General features: G+C 65.3%; 16 protein-coding genes. 8 read left to right on the forward strand and 8 right to left on the reverse strand.

The features are described 5' to 3' along the window. The first annotated feature begins 40 nt into the window (after positions 1 to 40). On the forward strand, positions 41 to 766 hold the full coding sequence (locus QO207_RS13085; RefSeq protein ID WP_301532818.1) for an MBL fold metallo-hydrolase: 726 nt from the start codon (positions 41 to 43) through the stop codon (positions 764 to 766). 72 nt (positions 767 to 838) lie between these two features. On the opposite strand, the gene QO207_RS13090 is transcribed toward QO207_RS13085, so the two are convergent. From QO207_RS13090 to QO207_RS13105, 4 genes are all read right to left on the reverse strand, one after another. Then, the gene (locus QO207_RS13090) at positions 839 to 973 is read right to left on the reverse strand and encodes a PA1414 family protein (protein ID WP_260403232.1); all 135 of its coding nucleotides are present in this window, start codon (positions 971 to 973) and stop codon (positions 839 to 841) included. Between the two features lie 175 nt (positions 974 to 1,148). Continuing rightward, positions 1,149 to 2,087: a DMT family transporter gene (locus QO207_RS13095; RefSeq protein ID WP_301532819.1), complete on the reverse strand. Its 939-nt coding sequence runs from the start codon at positions 2,085 to 2,087 to the stop codon at positions 1,149 to 1,151. Between the two features lie 161 nt (positions 2,088 to 2,248). Further along, a complete protein-coding gene (locus tag QO207_RS13100) occupies positions 2,249 to 3,346 on the reverse strand; it encodes an extracellular solute-binding protein (protein WP_301532820.1) in 1,098 nt (365 codons plus the stop codon). A 100-nt stretch (positions 3,347 to 3,446) separates the two neighbouring features. After that, on the reverse strand, positions 3,447 to 4,490 hold the full coding sequence (locus QO207_RS13105; RefSeq protein ID WP_301532821.1) for a histone deacetylase family protein: 1,044 nt from the start codon (positions 4,488 to 4,490) through the stop codon (positions 3,447 to 3,449). A gap of 253 nt (positions 4,491 to 4,743) precedes the next feature. On the opposite strand from QO207_RS13105, the gene QO207_RS13110 reads away from it, so the two are divergent. Together QO207_RS13110 and QO207_RS13115 are read left to right on the forward strand one after the other, a co-directional pair. After that, the gene (locus QO207_RS13110) at positions 4,744 to 7,203 is read left to right on the forward strand and encodes a DUF3772 domain-containing protein (protein ID WP_301532822.1); all 2,460 of its coding nucleotides are present in this window, start codon (positions 4,744 to 4,746) and stop codon (positions 7,201 to 7,203) included. A gap of 171 nt (positions 7,204 to 7,374) precedes the next feature. After that, complete coding sequence (locus QO207_RS13115) at positions 7,375 to 7,941, forward strand: hypothetical protein (protein WP_301532823.1); 567 nt, start codon at positions 7,375 to 7,377, stop codon at positions 7,939 to 7,941. A 74-nt stretch (positions 7,942 to 8,015) separates the two neighbouring features. Here the strand turns inward: QO207_RS13115 and QO207_RS13120 are convergent, their stop codons facing one another. The 4 genes from QO207_RS13120 to QO207_RS13135 form a co-directional block, all read right to left on the reverse strand. Beyond that, positions 8,016 to 8,231, reverse strand: a complete 216-nt coding sequence (locus QO207_RS13120; protein ID WP_301532824.1) for a DUF3079 domain-containing protein — start codon at positions 8,229 to 8,231, stop codon at positions 8,016 to 8,018. 131 nt (positions 8,232 to 8,362) lie between these two features. Next, on the reverse strand, positions 8,363 to 9,382 hold the full coding sequence (locus QO207_RS13125; RefSeq protein WP_301532825.1) for an AraC family transcriptional regulator: 1,020 nt from the start codon (positions 9,380 to 9,382) through the stop codon (positions 8,363 to 8,365). A 217-nt stretch (positions 9,383 to 9,599) separates the two neighbouring features. Then, the gene (locus QO207_RS13130) at positions 9,600 to 10,781 is read right to left on the reverse strand and encodes a VWA domain-containing protein (RefSeq protein WP_015476361.1); all 1,182 of its coding nucleotides are present in this window, start codon (positions 10,779 to 10,781) and stop codon (positions 9,600 to 9,602) included. A gap of 120 nt (positions 10,782 to 10,901) precedes the next feature. Next, on the reverse strand, positions 10,902 to 11,747 hold the full coding sequence (locus QO207_RS13135; RefSeq protein WP_301532826.1) for a MoxR family ATPase: 846 nt from the start codon (positions 11,745 to 11,747) through the stop codon (positions 10,902 to 10,904). Between the two features lie 230 nt (positions 11,748 to 11,977). Here QO207_RS13135 and QO207_RS13140 point away from each other — a divergent pair, with 230 nt between their 5' ends. The 5 genes from QO207_RS13140 to QO207_RS13160 all read left to right on the forward strand — a co-directional run bounded on the left by QO207_RS13140 (position 11,978) and on the right by QO207_RS13160 (position 16,447). Continuing rightward, on the forward strand, positions 11,978 to 12,367 hold the full coding sequence (locus tag QO207_RS13140) for a hypothetical protein (RefSeq protein WP_301532827.1): 390 nt from the start codon (positions 11,978 to 11,980) through the stop codon (positions 12,365 to 12,367). 22 nt (positions 12,368 to 12,389) lie between these two features. Next, positions 12,390 to 12,590, forward strand: coding sequence for a helix-turn-helix transcriptional regulator (locus QO207_RS13145; RefSeq protein WP_301532828.1), 201 nt, complete (start codon positions 12,390 to 12,392; stop codon positions 12,588 to 12,590). A gap of 81 nt (positions 12,591 to 12,671) precedes the next feature. After that, positions 12,672 to 13,646: a cysteine synthase A gene (gene cysK / locus QO207_RS13150; RefSeq protein ID WP_081520320.1), complete on the forward strand. Its 975-nt coding sequence runs from the start codon at positions 12,672 to 12,674 to the stop codon at positions 13,644 to 13,646. A 222-nt stretch (positions 13,647 to 13,868) separates the two neighbouring features. After that, entirely contained in the window at positions 13,869 to 14,963 is a 1,095-nt protein-coding gene (locus QO207_RS13155) for a polyamine ABC transporter substrate-binding protein (protein WP_301532829.1), read from the forward strand. Between the two features lie 578 nt (positions 14,964 to 15,541). Further along, entirely contained in the window at positions 15,542 to 16,447 is a 906-nt protein-coding gene (locus QO207_RS13160; protein WP_301532830.1) for a DMT family transporter, read from the forward strand. Positions 16,448 to 16,458 lie beyond the last annotated feature (11 nt).

The following is a 16,458-nucleotide window of genomic DNA, read 5'->3' on the forward strand; positions in this document are numbered from 1 at the left end:
CGCGCTGGACGCGCCGCGCATCCCACCCGGAATTCGACTCATGAAGATCGTCACCCGTGACCGCTGGTTCGAGGTCCGTCACTGCTACGACGGCGTCAGCCTGATCCACGAGCCCTACGTCCGCCCCTTCTACCGCTGCAACCTGTGGCACATCCAGGGTCGCGAGCGCGACGTGCTGGTGGACAGCGGCTCCGGCCTGGTCAGCCTGCGCGAGCAGTTGCCCTGGCTCACCGAACGCCCGCTGCTGGCCGTGGCCAGCCATACCCACTTCGACCACATCGCCGGCCACCACGAGTTCGACGAGCGCCTGGTACACCCGGCCGAAGCCGATATCCTCGGCAACCCCGACGGCGAACGCACCCTGGCCACCGCCTTCGTCGACGACGAGATGTTCGATGCACACCCGGACTGCCCGCTGTGCTACGCCGAATACCGCATCAAGGCCGCGCCGGCGACCCGCACCATCGACGAAGGCGATGTGCTCGACCTCGGCGACCGTACCCTGCAGGTACTGCACACCCCCGGTCATTCGCCGGGAGGCATCAGCCTGTGGGAGGAGAAGACGCAGACGCTGTTCTCCGGCGACATCATCTACGACGGCCCGCTGATCGAGGACGCCTACCACTCCAACCTCGACGACTACGCCGCGAGCCTGGCGCGCCTGCGCGAGCTGCCGGTGCGCACCGTACATGGCGGGCACTTCGCGAGCTTCTCGGGGGAGCGGCTGAAGACGATGATCGATGACTGGTTCAAGGCCCACGAATGACGGGCCATCCGTGAAGAGACATAAAAAACCCGCCAGCTGGCGGGTTTTTCTTTTGCGATGACGCGGGCGTTATCAGTAGCGCCGGCGTTGCTCCATCAGCCGACGTTGCTCGTCGCTGCGGATGGGGATGGGTTGCAGACGTGGAGGCTCGATCAGGCCGAGCGTGACACCGAGTTTCCACGCAATGCTTTGCAGCCAGACTTTCATGGAATGCCTCCTCGTTCGAATTCAGGTCGGGCGACCCGTTACCACCATGGGTCGCCCTAGGAAGAATAGCCCGGCGTCCCACTCTCCGCCCGTGCCACTCACTCCTTGCAACAAAGACTATCGCCTTCCCTCGCCAAGACGCCTGACCTGAATCAAGAGCGCGACATTTCCCATATCACCGGCGAAGCATCCGGCGGATCCACTGTTCACTGCTCACCAGGGTGATGCCCGCCAGCACCAGCGCGGCGCCCGCGACGAAGTTCAGGGTCAGCGGCTCGCCGAGGATCAGCACGCCGAAGGCAATGCCGAACATCGGCGTCATGAAGGAAAACACCGCCAGGTTCGACGCCAGGTAGCGGCGCAGCAACCAGAACCAGGTGAAGTAGCTGAAGAACGACACCACCAGCCCCTGGAACAGCACGCTGCCCACGCCGATGGCGGTAAAGCTGACGTCGTGGGTCTTGCCCAGCGCCAGCGCGGCGAAGGGAAGCAGCAGCGCGGCGATCAGCAACTGGTAGAACAACGTCAGGATCGGCTTGGCCTCGGACAGCCGCGTGGTGCGCACTGCCACGGTGGTCATGCCCCAGGCGAAGCCGGCCAGCACGCCGAAGGCATCGCCCAGCAGCACGTGGCTGTCCATGTGGGCGAAGTCGAAGCCACCGCCGAAGCACAAGGCGATACCGCCGAAGCACACGCCGATGCCGATCCATTGCAGCGGCCTCAGGCGCTCGCTGGGCAGCAGGAAATGCAGCGCCAGCGCCGAGAAGATCGGCGCCGTGTAAATGAACACCGCCATGTGCGAAGCCGAGGTGTAGACCAGCCCCTGGGCGATGAAGAAGAACTCCGCGGCGAACAGCACGCCGGCCAGCAGCCCGCCCTTGAGCGTGCCCTGGCGCAGGAAGCCTTCCCAGCCGCCGCGCCAGCACATGATCAGGCCCACCGCAACCGCAGCCACCAGGTTGCGCCCGAAGGCCTGCATGATCGGTGCGATGTCCGGCGCGGCGAGTTTCACCATCACCGCCTGGATACCCCAGATCACGCACAGGCCGGTCATGACCTGGATGGCGAAGGCGTCGGCGCCCTTGCGCTCGACGATGTTGGCTTGGGAGTTCATGGCAAGGCTCGGCAGCAAGAGGCAGGAATCGGGAGACCGCAAGGACAATCGGCGGACTTCCTCGAAGAAAGCCCGCCGATCATGCCAGTTCGCGCCCGCCGGCCGCCAACGGAAATCCGCCGCTCGTACAAATAAGCCAGCTCAGCCCGCCGCCAGCGACATTATTTCCCGGACTTCACCTGGGTCCAGGTGCGGGTACGGATGCGCTCCAGCTTGGGCGGCAGCATTTCCACCGAGAACAGCTTGGCCTGCACGTCCGCCGGCGGGTAGACATTGGGGTTGTCGTGCAGCTCCTTGGAGATCAGCCCGTCCGCCGCCTGGTTGGGGTTGGCGTAGGCGACATAGTCGGAGATCGGCGCGACCACTTCCGGGCGCAGCAGGTAGTTGAGGAAGGCGTGGGCCTGCTCGACGTTCTTCGAGTCCTTCGGGATCGCCAGCACGTCGAACCAGGCGGCGGCGCCTTCCTTGGGAATGCGGTACTCGATGTGGATGCCGTTGCCGGCCTCCTTCGCGCGGTTGGCCGCCTGCATCGCGCCACCAGACCAGGCCAGGGCCACGCAGACGTCGCCGTTGGCCAGGTCGGTGACGAACTTAGAGGAGCTGAAGTAGGTGATATTCGGGCGCAGTTTCGCCAGCAGTGCCTCGGCCTTCTTGTAGTCGTCCGGGTTGTGGCTGTTGGGCGACAGGCCCAGGTAATGCAGGACCTGCGGGATCACCTCGGTGGGCGAGTCGAGGAACGCCACGCCACAGGACTTCAGCTTGGCGAGGTTCTCCGGCTTGAACACCAGGTCCCAGGAGTCCACCGGCGCGTTGTCGCCGAGCACCGCCTTGACCTTGTCGACGTTGTAGGCGATGCCGTTGGTGCCCCACATGTAGGGCATCACATATTGATTGCCCGGGTCCTTGCTCTCCAGCACTTTCAGCAGTGCCGGGTTGAGATTCTTCCAATTCGGCAGCTTGCTCTTGTCCAGCGGCTGGAACACGCCGGCCTTGAGGTAATTGGGGAGGAAGCTGTCGCTGGGCACGACCACGTCGTAGCCCGAGTGCCCGGAAAGCAGCTTGGCTTCCAGCACTTCGTTGCTGTCGTAGACGTCGTATTGCGGCTTGATGCCGGTCTCGCTCTGGAAGCCCTTGAGGGTGTCCGGACCGATGTAGTCGAACCAGTTGTAGATGCGCACTTCCGGCGCAGCGCTGGCGGCGCCGGCCGTGACGAGGGTGGCGGCGGCGAGCAGGCTGCGCAGCGCGGTATTCTTGTTCATGTCCTTCCCCAGGTTGGATGCGCTCGCACTGTGACCACTAAGCAAAAGGGTTGCGAGCAATGAAAAGCAATCGGGCGGATTCTCATCCGCCCGATTCGTCTTATCGGCGTGCAGCGCCTTCGTAGCCCTGCAGCACGTTCACCGCGTTGACGCCGATGGCCTCCACCGCGTAACCGCCTTCCATGATGAACAGGGTTGGAATACCCAGTGCGGCGATACGCTCGCCCATCTTCAGGTAGTCCGGGCTGTCCAGCTTGAACTCGGAAATCGGGTCGTCCTTATACGTATCCACGCCCAGCGATACAACCACCGCGTCCGGCGCGTAGTCGGCGATATTCCGGCAAGCGTCGTCCAGCGCGGCGAACCAGCCGTCCCAGCCGGTGCCATGGGGCAGCGGGTAGTTGTGGTTGTAGCCTTCGCCGGCGCCTTCGCCGTGCTCGTTGGCGTGGCCGAGGAAGTACGGGTACTCCACCAGCGGGTCGCCATGGATCGAGGCGAACAGCACGTCGTTGCGGCGGTAGAAGATGTCCTGGGTGCCGTTGCCGTGGTGGTAGTCGACGTCGAGGATGGCCACGCGCTTGGCGCCCTGGTCGAGGAAGGCCTGGCTGACGATGGCGGCGTTGTTCAGGAAGCAGTAGCCGCCCATGAAGTCGCTGCCGGCGTGGTGGCCCGGCGGACGGCACAGCGCGAAGGCGGTGCTGGCGCCCTGGCGCATGTGGTCCTGGGCGGTCAGCGCGACCTGGGCCGAGCTGTACACGGCCTGCCAGGTGCCGGCGGTGATCGGCGCCTCGGTGTCGAAGCTGTAGTGGCCCACTTCGCCCATCAGCGCAGTCGGGATCGGGCCGTCGCGCAGCAGGCGGCGCCCCGGGAAGGTAGTGGAAACCAGGTCGCCAGTGTGGCCCTCAGCCGCCCAGCGGGCCCAGGCACCCTTGAGGAATTCGACGTAGCGGGTGTTGTGCGCGCGCAGGATCGGATCGAGGCCGAAATCCTTGGGCTCGATGATTTCGCCCAGGTTCTGCGACTTCACACGGGCCAGCACGGTGTCCGCGCGGCTGGGCATCTCGAAGCAGGGCTGGAGTTTGCCGTCGACCAGTTCGGACTGGCCGAAATGCAGGCGGTGATCATCGCTGTACACGGTAAGCATGGGAGTACCCTCAGAAGGATTCTTGTTGTCCGGTGATGGGGAATTCTGCCCAGCGACCGCGCCGCACAGAACAGCGGAAGCGGCCAAAAGGGGATCGATGTGGCCAGAATTTGTGACCCTTAACCATCTGTGTCCACGGATTATCCGGATTCACCCGGCAAAGGCCAGCCTCCACAGCGCTATGCTCAGGGAATTGTCCGGGGCATGGGCCGGTCGAACATCATCAAGGCTTTTGACCACAGGATGGGGGAACATGCGGGAAACCTTCGTACGTGCCTGCAGCCAGGTGCTGCTGTTGCTGACCTTGACGTTCGCGGGGGCGGGCTTCGTGCTGGCGGACGAGCCGACCGACGTCCAGGCCGGCGATGCCATCCAGCTCCCGGAGCTGCCCGAGGATGCCGGCGTCGACCAACTGAGCGCACGCCTGGAACTGATCCGCCAGCGCGTTTCCGCTGACAGTGACGACGGCCTGCTGTCGAACCTGCGGCAGTCCGCCCTGGCCGTGCAGGCCCGCGCGGAACAGAACGCCACCGACATCGCCGCGTCACTGTCGCGCACCGAGGACCAGCTCAAGGTACTCGGCCCGGTCACGCCCAACGAGGCCGACAGCCTGAGCAGCCAGCGCAAGGACCTCACCGACGCCCAGAAGGACCTGCAGAAACAGCTGGAGCGCGCCAACCAGCTGGACAAGAACGCCCAGGACCTCGCCGCGCAGATCGTCAACCTGCGCCGCAGCCAGTTCAATTCGCAGATCGCCACGCGCTATCCGCCGCCGCTCAGCCCGCGCTTCTGGTCCAGCCTGATCCGCCCCACCGACGACGACTTGGCCCGCCTGCAGGCCATCCGTGGGCAGATCGGCGACGCCTTCGCCCTGACCTGGCAGCCCGAGCATCGCTGGCCGTTCCTCGGTTGCGTGGTAGTCGCGGCGCTGCTGTGGATACCCGGCCGGCGCCTGCTCGAACAGCTGCTGACCAAGGCGATGATCCGCTGGATTCCGGTCGGCCGCCTGCGCCGCAGCGCCCTGGCGGTGGCCGTCAGCCTGGCGACCATCGTCACCCTCGGCGGCGGCGCCATGCTCATCCGCGAAGGGCTGGACTGGCATGAACAGCAGAGCGGCAACATCGCCAACCTCGGTGACCAGTTGCTCTCGCTGGTGCTCTTCTGCACCTTCACCGCCGGTCTGGGTCGCGCCCTGCTCGCGGTGCAGCGGCCGTCCTGGCGCCTGCCGGACCTGCCCGACCCGGTGGCCACTGCGCTCTCCCCCTTCCCCTGGCTGATGGCCTGGCTGCTGGTGGTGCTGGGCACCCAGGAACGCATCAACAGCGCCAGCGGTGCCAGCCTGGCGCTGACCGTGGCGGTGAACGGCATCACCGCCCTGGCCACCGCCATCCTATTCGGCACCGCGCTCTACCGCTACCGCCGCGCCCGCCGCGAAGCCGAAGGCCACGAGACCTCGCCGCTGGCTGGCATCATCGTCCTGGCCATCCTGCTCACCGTGCTGCTGATCGTGCTGACGCTGGTGAGCGGCTACCTGTCGCTGGCCTACTTCCTCGCCGGCAAGCTGCTCTGGGCCTGCGTGGTGTGCGCCACCGGCTACCTGCTGACGACCCTGTTCGTCGACCTCTGCGAAGCGCTGCTGTCGCCCCGGCAGAAGATCGGCGAGCGGCTGGCCGAGAATCTCGGCGTCGACCCGCGCCACCAGGCACAGTTCGCCACCCTGCTGACCGGCGCGGGGCGCACGCTGCTGGTGCTGTCCACCCTGCTGATAGCCTTCTCCACCTCCGGCACCAGCCCCGGCGAACTGCTCCAAGGCCTGGTGCAGCTGGTGGAAAGCGGCCAGTCGCTGGGCCGCCTGAACATCGTCCCGCAGGACATTCTCCTCGCTCTGGGCACCCTGGCCGCCGGCCTGTTCGGCCTGCGCCTGCTCAAGCGCTGGCTGGCCGAGGAGCTGCTGCCGGAAACCAGCATGGACACCGGCATGCGCGCCTCGCTGGTGACCCTGGTGGGCTACATCGGCATGGTCATCCTGGTGCTGCTGGTGCTCTCGGCGCTGCGCATCAACCTCACCAGCCTGACCTGGGTGGTCAGCGCCCTGTCGGTGGGTATCGGTTTCGGCCTGCAGGCCATCGTGCAGAACTTCATCTCCGGCCTGATCCTGCTCACCGAGCGCCCGGTCAAGGTGGGCGACTGGGTCAGCCTGACCGGCGGCGTGGAAGGCGACATCCGCCGGATCAACGTGCGCGCCACGGAAATCCAGATGTCCGACCAGTCCACGGTGATCGTGCCCAACTCGCAGTTCATCTCGCAGAACGTGCGCAACGTGACCATGGGCAGCGCGCTGGGCGTGGTCGGCATCAACCTCACGCTGCCGCTGGATACCGACGTGCAGAAGGTCCGCGAACTGATGCTCAAGGCCTACACCGAGCACCAGAACATCGTCGAGACGCCCGCGCCCTCGGTGACCTTCAAGGACCTGAGCGCCACCGGCCTGACCCTCGCCGCCTCGGGCAACGTCAGCAGCCCGCGCGCCGTGTACGGCACCAAGAGCGACCTGCTGTTCACCATCTTCAGCGAACTGCGCGAGGCCGGCATCAACCTCAGCGTGCCGCAGAACCTGATCCTGCAGCGCCCATCGGTTGCCCGCAGCCTGCCCGCAGGCGCGGTCGAAGTGCCGCCGGCCAGCGACGACACGCAGCCCAAACCCCAGCCCTAGAGCGGGGCGCCGAGAAGACCCGGCGACGGCTTGCCGCAAAAAACCTCAACTCGCCCGCAGCCCCCGTATCACGGGCGCTGCGGGCCGAAACAATTCGTCATTTTGCCGTCATCAATCGGTTATCTGGCCCATCGACACTCGCAGGCTTTCAACCCCTGGGAAAGCCCGAAGATGTTCCATAAAAAAGCCAACAAAGCTGCATCCCTCGCCCTGCTCGTCGCCGTCCTCGCGGGCTGCGCCGGCCAACAGCAGGTCGCCAGCAAGGAAGCCACCCCCAACAACGATGACTGGTACCTGGTGCGTACCGAATCGACGCTCTATGTGTTCGATGACGCCACCGTCTACCGCGACTATGTCGTCACCGGCAAGGCCGCGTACACGAAGGAAGTCGGCGAGAAGGACAAGTTCGGCCAGGACATCGTGCTGGTCGTGCGCGCCGAGGACCAGGGCAAGGACGTGAAGAAGATCGCCGGCTACCAGTTCCTCAAGCAGAGCATGCCGCCGGCTGCCGGCTTCTACGGCGAGATCCGCAAGGACGGCGTGATCTACGTGGCCCAGCGCTACGGCGACATGGTCGACATGAACGGCCTGGGCGAGCCGATCTTCCGCCACACCGAAATCGCCAGCGGTCCCAACGGCGAGCGCGTGGTGTACCTGATGCAGAAGGAAGAGAAGAAGCCCGAAGCGCTGATCGCCCGTTTCCAGAAGACCTACGGCATCACCCCGAACAAGGGCTGATGACGCGAAAGGGCGCACTCCGGGGAGGGAGTGCGCCCTTTCTTTTTCCGCCGCCGCAACGGCGCGGAGAAATCCTAGCTGGCCGGTTCCAATTGCACGGCAGCGATCGTGTTCGGCGCCTCGATGCCCCAGTCACCGAACTGATACCAGTCATCGCCGAGCATCTCGGCCGGGTGCATGGTGCGATCCGCGCCGTTGCCGCAGGCCAGGTTGGTTGCCGGGCAGTAACGGTCGCAACCCCAGCAGATACGCTCGGGGTGCGGCGGATTGAGGGGGAATTTCTTGGCCATGGTCAGGCCCTCGGGTTTCCTTGTGGGATTGCCCAAGGTATGCCCGACGGACGCAGGGACTCCTTGATCCATGACAAGTCCGACGGAAATTTCAGGCGCAGCGTGCAGGCACGGCGCTCATGCGCGGCTGCTTATGCACGGAAATGGCTCGGCGGCTGGCCGCTCCAGCGCTGGAAGGCGTGGCGCAGGCTGGCGGTCTCGCTGAAGCCGAGCTCCTCGGCGATGCGGTAGATCGGCATGTCGCCGTCCTGCAGCAGCTCCTTGGCGCGGGCAAAGCGCAGTTCGTCGAGCAGTTGCTGGTAGCTGGTCTGCTGTTGCTGCAGGTGGCGGCGCAGGCTGCGCGAGGAGCAATTCAGCCGGCGTGCCAGTTCTTCCAGGCCCGGTGGCTCCTGCAGGCGCTCGCCGAGGATCGCGCGGACCTTGTCGAGCCAGGCGCGGCGCGCGGCCAGGTCGATGTTCTGCCGGCGGCACTGTTCGAGCATCTCGCGGTGGGTCACCGCGTCGGCCAGGGGCAGGCGCATGTCCAGCCAGCTCGCCGGGAAGCCGATGGCGCTGCGCGCGCAATCGAAATTCAGCTGGCAGCCGAACAGCGTGGCGTAGGCTGCGCGACGGTCGACCGGGCCGGCGTAATCGAACTCGGCGCGCAGCAGCGGCAGCGGCTGGCCGAGCAGGTCGGCGCAGGCCACCTTCAGCGAGCCCAGGCACAGCTCGGTGTTGAACGGGCGCAGCTCCTCTTCCTCGCCGTAGCCGGTGGCGACCAGCCAGGCCATGTCGCCGTCGACTTCCAGCGCGAGGTGGAAGTAGGTGCCCAGCAGCACCGGGTAGCTCAGGCCGATACGCAGCGCCTCACCCAGGGTCGGCGCGGAGATCAGCGCATAACCCAGCAGCCCATAGGCAGTGATCCGCGTGCGCACGCCCAGGCGCAGGCCGAGGGCTGGTTCGCCCGCGAGGTTCTGCACGTTGCCGAAGACCTGCTGCTCCTGCCACGGGCTGACCAGCCGGCGCAGGTCGAGCAGGTCGGCGCCGGTGATGCCGCTACCCTCGAGGATGGACTCGCGGCTGTGCCCCTCGGATTCCATCAGCGCGACGGTCAGCGAGGTCATATGCAGGGAGTTGAGCCAGGTGGAGCGGGAAAAGGTCAGAGGATTCATTCGATGCCCATCGTAGACGCTACGGCGCGCCAGCGGATGTTACCGCGGCCGGCGCAGGCCAGGGGGAGGCAAGTTGCGTGCCGGCCACCCGGCGTGGCCGTATCGATCCCCACGGGGCGGGGCTTGCGACTCCGGACGGAAGATTTCCTGCCCGGCTGCAGGGTTACCTTTGCGGACACCGGGACGGTGCGGGTGCACCGTCCTGGCGCTAAACGGATCAGCCGCGGGAGAGGAAGCGCATGCCCTCTTCCAGGCCGCTCAGGGTCAGCGGGAACATCTGTTCCTTCACCAGCTCGCGCACCAGACCGGTGGAGGCGGTGTAGTTCCAGGTGTCCTTCGGGTACGGGTTGATCCAGATGAGCTTCTTGTACTTCTCCATGAAGCGCTGCATCCACACGTAGCCGGCTTCCTCGTTCCAGTGCTCGACGCTGCCGCCGGCCTGGGTGATCTCGTAGGGCGCCATGGCGGCGTCGCCGACGAACACCACCTTGTAGTCCGGCCCGTACTTATGCAGCAGGTCGAAGGTGGCGGTGCGCTCGCTGGAGCGACGCAGGTTGTTCTTCCACACCGACTCGTAGATGAAGTTGTGGAAGTAGAAGTACTCCAGGTGCTTGAACTCGGTCTTGCAGGCCGAGAACAGCTCCTCGCAGACCTTCACGTGGGCGTCCATGGAGCCGCCGATATCCAGCAGCAGCAGGAGCTTCACAGTGTTGCGGCGCTCGGGGCGCATCTGGATGTTGAGCAGGCCGGCATCCTTGGCGGTGTGGTCGATGGTGCCGTCGATGTCCAGCTCTTCCGCCGCGCCCTCGCGAGCGAACTTGCGCAGGCGGCGCAGGGCGATCTTGATGTTGCGCGTGCCCAGCTCGACCTGGTCGTCGAGGTTCTTGTACTCGCGCTGGTCCCACACCTTGGCGGCCTTGCCCTGGCGCTTGCCGGCATCGCCGACGCGGATGCCCTCGGGGTTGAAGCCGCCGGAGCCGAACGGGCTGGTGCCGCCGGTGCCGATCCACTTGTTGCCGCCGGCGTGGCGCTCCTTCTGCTCCTCGAGGCGTTTCTTGAACTCCTCGATGAGCTTGTCCAGGCCACCGAGGGACTGGATCTGCGCGCGCTCCTCGTCGGTCAGCAGGCGCTCGAATTCCTTGCGCAGCCACTCTTCAGGGATCAGCGCCTTGAGGTGGTCGTCGAGCTTTTCCAGGCCCTTGAAGTAGGCGCCGAAAGCCCGGTCGAACTTATCGAAATGACGCTCGTCCTTCACCATGATGGTGCGGGCGAGGTAGTAGAACTCGTCCATGTCGGCGAACACGACGCGGTGCTTGAGCGCATCGATCAGGTCGAGCAGCTCGCGCACCGACACCGGCACCTTGGCCGCGCGCATTTCGTTGAACAGGTTGAGCAGCATGGCTGCACCCTCTCGTGAAACGTGGCCCTTGTAGGAGCGAGCTTGCTCGCGAACCAGCAAAAAGCTTCGCGAGCAAGGACTAGGCGTCCCCCTCGGTCCTACGAAGAGCAAATCCGGTGATCAGCGGCTGGCGCGGCGGCTCATGAAGGCAAGGCGCTCAAGGAGCTGTACGTCCTGCTCGTTCTTCACCAGGGCGCCGGCCAGCGGCGGGATGGCCTTGGTGGGGTCGCGTTCGCGCAGCACGGCTTCGCCGATGTTGTCGGCCATCAGCAGCTTCAGCCAGTCCACCAATTCGGAGGTGGAGGGCTTTTTCTTCAGGCCCGGCACCTTGCGCACGTCGAAGAAGATGTCCAGCGCCTCGCTTACCAGCGTGCCGCTGATCTTCGGGTAGTGCACGTCGACGATCTTCTGCAGGGTCTCGCGGTCGGGGAAGGCGATGTAGTGGAAGAAGCAGCGGCGCAGGAAGGCGTCCGGCAGTTCCTTCTCGTTGTTCGAGGTGATGATGATGATCGGGCGCTGTTTCGCCTTGATCGTCTCGTTGGTCTCGTAAACGTAGAACTCCATCTTGTCGAGTTCCTGCAACAGGTCGTTGGGGAACTCGATGTCGGCCTTGTCGATCTCGTCGATCAGCAGGATCACCCGCTCTTCGGCCTCGAAGGCCTCCCAGAGCTTGCCCTTCTTGATGTAGTTGCGTACGTCGTGGACCTTGTCCACGCCCAGCTGCGAGTCGCGCAGGCGGCTGACCGCGTCGTACTCGTAGAGGCCCTGGTGGGCCTTGGTGGTGGACTTGATGTGCCAGGTGATCAGCCTGGCGCCGAAGGACTCCGCCAGCTGCTCGGCGAGCATGGTCTTGCCGGTGCCCGGCTCACCTTTCACCAGCAGCGGGCGCTGCAGGGTGATGGCGGCGTTGACCGCCAGCTTGAGGTCGTCGGTGGCGACGTAGGACTGGGTACCTTCGAACTTCATCGGTGAATCCTCGAACGATGCGGGCCGGGCGCTCTGCCGGGCCGGGCGAATGGTCGGACAAGCTGCGACTATACCGCGCAGCCATGGCGAGTGTGAACGCAGACGCGGCATTCAGTCATTGAATGGCGGGTCAGGGGATGACTGATCGCAAATGGCCTGCCGATGACAAGTTTACTTTACATCGCCGAAATCCAGATGTTAAGTTCGCTTTACATCACAAGGAGACCGCGATGAATCCCGCCCTGCGCCGCTACACCCTGTCCTGTGCCGCCCTCATGCTCATTTACTCCGCCCTGCTGGCGCTGATCAGCTGGGGCCTGGACCTGCAGAAGCTGCCTTATGCCCTGCGCGTCCTGGCCGCCGCCTCTCCGGCTCTACCGCTGCTGGCGATGCTCTACGTGTTCGACCGCTACTTGCGCAGCGAGCCGGACGAATTCCTGCGTTTCCTGCTGTCCCGCGCCGCCATGCTGGCCGGCGGCGTGGTGGTCGGGCTGTTCAGCGCCTGGGGCTTTCTGGAGCAGTACGCCGCCTGGCCGCGCTTCCCGGTGATCCTCGCCTTCCCGCTGTTCTGGGCCGCCTACGGCATTGCCGTGGTACTGCTGCGCCGGCGCTTCGCCTGAGCGATTCAAGCAAGGAGCAACCATGCACAATCGCCTCAAGGCACTGCGCGCCGAACGCGGCTGGAGCCAGCAGGACCTCGCCCTGCAACTGCAGGTTTCGCGGCAGAGCGTGATCGCCATCGAGAGTGGCAAGTTCGACCCCAGCCTGCCGCTGGCCTTTCGTATAGCCCGCGCCTTCGGGCTGCCCATCGAGGCCATCTTCAGCGAAGCGCAGCCCGAGTGAGCCAGGTGCGCCGACTGGACTACCAGGCCCGCCGGGCATAGGCTGCTGGGTCTGCACAGCTCCGAACCTAAGGAACGCATCATGAGCCGCATTTTCGCCGACAACGCGCAGTCCATCGGCAACACGCCGCTGGTCCAGATCAACCGCATCGCCCCGCGCGGCGTCACCATCCTGGCCAAGATCGAAGGGCGCAATCCGGGCTACTCGGTGAAGTGCCGGATCGGCGCCAACATGATCTGGGATGCCGAGTCCGGCGGCCGCCTGAAGTCGGGCATGACCATCGTCGAGCCGACCTCCGGCAACACCGGCATCGGCCTCGCCTTCGTCGCCGCCGCCCGTGGCTACAAGCTGATCCTCACCATGCCCTCCTCCATGAGCCTGGAGCGTCGCAAGGTGCTCAAGGCACTGGGCGCCGAGATCGTCCTGACCGAGCCGGCCAAGGGCATGAAGGGCGCCATCGCCAAGGCCGAGGAAATCCTCGCCAGCGACCCGGCCAAGTACTTCATGCCGGCGCAGTTCGACAACCCGGCCAACCCGGCGATCCACGAGAAGACCACCGGCCCGGAAATCTGGAACGACACCGACGGCGCAGTGGACGTGCTGGTGGCCGGCGTCGGCACCGGCGGCACCCTCACCGGCGTGTCGCGCTTCATCAAGAACACCAAGGGCAAGCCGATCCTCTCGGTGGCCGTCGAGCCGGTCACCTCGCCGGTGATCAGCCAGGCCCTGGCCGGCGAGGAGATCAAGCCCAGCCCGCACAAGATCCAGGGCATCGGCGCCGGCTTCGTACCGAAGAACCTCGACCTGTCGCTGGTCGACCGTGTCGCCACCATTGCTGACGAGGACGCGAAGAACATGGCCCTGCGCCTGATGCAGGAGGAAGGCATCCTCTGCGGCATCTCCAGCGGCGCCGCCATGGCCGCCGCAGTGAAGCTCGCCGAAGAGCCGAACATGCAGGGCAAGACCATCGTTGTAGTGCTGCCCGACTCGGGCGAGCGCTACCTGTCCACCATGCTCTTCGACGGCCTGTTCGAGGACCAGGAACTGGTCCAGTAAGCTCTATTCCGCCGCTCTGCGCGGCGGATTCCTACCTGCCGTTCCGAATCGGTGCGGCCCAAGTCTCGTACGTGACACATGCGCTGTCTGCGGACCCGCAGGCAGCCATGGCCCCTCGCCATGTTCCGGCAAAATGGTTAATTCTTGCCCAGCCCGCGACACAGCGTCGCCCATCTTTCGCGGATGGCCCGGGCTTTCCGCACCGTTGTCAGGAACACAAGAATGAAAATTTCCGCCCCGTTGCTCTCCACCCTTGCACTCTCCCTCTCTGTTGCCGCCGGCGCCGCCCAGGCCGATAACGTCAAGATCTACAACTGGTCCGACTACATCGCCCCGGACACCGTGCCGACCTTCACCAAGGAAACCGGCATCCAGGCGACCTACGACGTCTACGACAGCAACGAGACCCTCGATGGCAAGCTGATGACCGGCAAATCCGGTTACGACATCGTGGTGCCGTCGAACCACTTCATGGCCAAGCAGATCCAGGCCGGCGCGCTGAAGAAGCTGGACAAGAGCCAGCTGCCGAACTGGAAGAACCTCAACCCGGTGCTGATGAAGGCGCTGGAAGTGAACGACCCGGGCAACGAGCACGGCTTCCCCTACCTGTGGGGCACCACCGGCATCGGCTACAACCCGGCGAAGATCAAGGAAGTGCTCGGCGACAACGCACCGATCGACTCCTGGGACATCTTCTTCAAGCCCGAGTACATGGAGAAGCTGGCCAAGTGTGGCGTAGCGGTGCTGGACAACGGCCCGGAGCTGCTGCCGATCACCCTGAACTACCTGGGCCTGCCGCATCACAGCCAGAAGCTGGATGACTACAAGAAGGCCGAGGAAGCGCTGCTCAAGGTGCGTCCGTACATCCGCTACTTCCACTCCTCCAAGTACGTCAGCGACCTGGCCAACGGCGAGATCTGCGTAGCCGTCGGCTTCTCCGGCGACATCCTGCAGGCCGCTACCCGCGCCAAGGAAGCCAAGAACGGCGTGGAAATCCAGTACTCCACGCCGAAGGAAGGCTCGCCGCTGTGGTTCGACATGGTCGCCATGCCCAACGACGCGCCGGATGAGAAAGCCGCCTACGCCTTCATGAACTACCTGCTGCGCCCGGAAGTCATGGCTGGCGTGAGCAACTACGTGCACTACGCCAACGGCAACCTGGCCGCCGACTCGCTGGTGGACAAGGCGATCAAGGCGGACCCGGCGATCTACCCGCCGCAGGACAAGATGGCCAAGCTGTTCGCCCTCGAATCCATGCCGATGAAGATCGACCGCGTGCGTACCCGTACCTGGAACACCATCAAGACCGGCAAGTAAGCGTCACCCTTGCCTGACAACGCGCGGCCCCGGCCGCGCGTTGTCGTTTCTGTCGTTTGCACCGGGCCGGATTCGCAGACAACGCCTGCTCGCAGGACGGCTTCCTGTAGGAGCGAGCTTGCTCGCGAACGGGCTCAGCGACGAAAGCGGTTCGCGAGCAAGCTCGCTCCTACGAAGAGCACCAGCACCCAGCCTGCACAGTCGTTTCTGTCGCAGGAATCGCACTTTGCCGCACGACTCGCACATGGCTCGCTCGCGCGCGCGAAGCCCGCTATAGTCAGTCCACGCAGCGCCGATGCTGCCCCACTGCACAGGTTCGCCTTCCATGTCCCGATACCCATTGCCCGATCCGGCAATCAACGTTGCAGCCTCCCCGGCCTGCGGCGCGGGTGCGGGCGCGGCCTGCCCTCCTCCGCCTCCTGTCGTCGCTGTCGCGTCGCCTCCGCCACCCGGCGTGAGCTTCTGACGCCACACGCGTTTTCCATCGCCTGGTTTTCCGCGCACAACTGACGCGGCTCCCGGTATGTATCCGGCCCCTTGATGGCCGGTCGTGATCTGCCTGACGACAGGTGCATTGCATGATTTCGCTCAACCGCTCGTCCCTGGCCTCCCTGGCCAGCACCTCCCTGTTCGTGCTGCTGTGGAGCAGCGCCGCCATCATCAGCAAGTGGGGCCTGACTCACGCATCACCGATGGTCTTCCTCATCGCCCGCTTCGGCACCGCGCTGGTGGCGCTGCTGATTCTCTCGCCGCTGATCGGCCTGCGCTGGCCGCGCGAGCGCAAGCAGATACGCCACGCCGTGCTCACCGGCCTGGTGATGCTGGGCATCTACCCGATCTTCTACCTGATGGCGCTGGACCTGCACGTCACCCCCGGCGTGATCGCCACGGTGCTCGGCGTGCAGCCGATGCTCACCAGCTTCCTCCTCGAACGCCGGCATTCGGCGCCGCGCCTGGGCGGCCTTGCGCTGGGGCTGATCGGGCTGGTGATGGTGGTCTACCAGAGCATCGGGCTGTCGGGTCTGACCTTCGCCGGCCTGGCCTGCTGCCTGCTGGCGCTGCTGTCGATCACCGGCGGCTCGATCCTGCAGAAGAACATCCGCGACAACCCGCTGGGCACCCTGCCCCTGCAGTACATGGCCGGGCTGGCGCTGTGCATTGGCGTCGCGCCGTTCCAGCCGCTGCACGTGGAGTGGAATGCCGCGTTCATCCTCAGTGCGCTGTGGATGGGCCTGATGGTCTCGGTGCTGGCCACCGTGTTGCTCTACCGGATGATCGCGGCGGGCAACCTGGTCAACGTCACCAGCCTGTTCTACCTGGTGCCGGCGGTCACGGCGCTGATGGATTACGCGGTGTTCGGCAATCGCCTGTCCGCCCTCGGCCTGCTGGGCATGGGGCTGATCGTGGTGGGGTTGATGCTGGTGTTCCGCAAGGCGGCGCCGGCGCGGGATACCGGGGCGGTGCGGGTTGTGGATAACGGATAGTCCGTCGTAGC

Origin of the sequence: Pseudomonas sp. CAN1 (assembly GCF_030462585.1) — a bacterium.
Classification (GTDB): domain Bacteria; phylum Pseudomonadota; class Gammaproteobacteria; order Pseudomonadales; family Pseudomonadaceae; genus Pseudomonas.